Source organism: Streptomyces pseudogriseolus (genome assembly GCA_002154585.1).
Classification (GTDB): domain Bacteria; phylum Actinomycetota; class Actinomycetes; order Streptomycetales; family Streptomycetaceae; genus Streptomyces; species Streptomyces pseudogriseolus.
The window spans coordinates 1-1,047 of the sequence record MUNG01000722.1 but is presented as its reverse complement, the minus strand read 5'-3'; the positions used below and the strand labels follow the sequence as shown (position 1 = coordinate 1,047).

Annotated in this window: 1 protein-coding gene and 1 pseudogene; both read right to left on the bottom strand. The window is 73.4% G+C overall.

Features of this window, described 5'->3' with window-relative positions; translation table 11 throughout:
• Positions 1–244: pseudogene (locus CCN29_RS34335) on the bottom strand (nucleoside triphosphate pyrophosphohydrolase); the annotation flags it as partial.
• 19 nt (positions 245–263) lie between these two features.
• Positions 264–911, bottom strand: a complete 648-nt coding sequence (locus CCN29_RS34330) for a SurA N-terminal domain-containing protein (protein ID WP_006135875.1) — start codon at positions 909–911, stop codon at positions 264–266.
• Positions 912–1,047 lie beyond the last annotated feature (136 nt).

Sequence of the window (1,047 nt, the reverse complement as noted above, 5' to 3'; positions counted from 1 at the left end):
CGACGACCACCGTGCGGCCGCCGGCGCAGGCGTCGACGACCTCCTCGGCGGTGGGCGCGGCCTCCTCGACGGCTATGCCCGCCTCGCGCAGGTACGGCAGCTGCGGGTGGGCGCCGTCCGCGCACAGCACCCGGTCGGCGGCGTGCAGGGCCTGCCAGGCGGGCCAGGACAGCAGTCCTGGCGCGACCCGGTGGCTGGTGGTGAGCAGGACGACACGGCCGGGGGCGGGGCTGGTTGCGTTCACCCTTCGAAACTAGCCCACGTCACAGGCCCAGCGGCGGCCCGTCCACAGCGGTGACGTCCTTCACCCACGGCGTCTTGGCGTCCACCCGGCTGCTCTTCTCCGCGTCCCACTCGCCGTAGCGGGGGTTGAGGTCGACGTCGAGTTCCTTGCTGGCGTCGGACAGCGCCTTCCAGAACTCGGGGCGGCCGGTGTCGGTGCCGAGCTTCTGGGCGAGCTTCTGCGCCGTCACCTGGAGGCGCAGGTTGTCGTCGAGGCGCCGCGGCGGGACCCCGTACTGCTGGAGCCAGGCGGCCTCCAGCGCCTCGGCGCCGCCGGCCTGCTCCTCGAAGGCGGCCCGGGTGCGCTGCACCTCGCGGTCGGAGACGGTCACCCCGGCGTCGCGCGCGGCGCGCTCCAGCACCCGGTCCAGCACCATGCTGTGCAGGGTGTCGCGGGTCAGGCCGCCGGTCCGGGCGATGGCCTGCTGGTACTGCGCGTCGTCCGGGACGGCGGCCCGCTGGGCGGCGCGCACCTCGTCGACGCGGTTCTCCAGCTGCGACACGGTGATCCGCTCCCCGCCGACCACGGCCGCCGCACCGGGGTGCGCGTCGTTCCCGCAGGCGGTGAGCAGAGGAGCCGCCGCGATCGCGGCGGTGAGGAGGAGCGCGGTGCGACGACGGCGGTGCAAGGAAACCTCCTGAGGAGAGCTTGTGCGGCGGTGCCGGAAGTCGCCGTGAATCGTTGGTCGAATGGGTTGGCCAGAGCTTGGCCGATGCCTACCATCGATCACCGCAAGACTTTGTGCACCGCCGCACAAGCTCTCC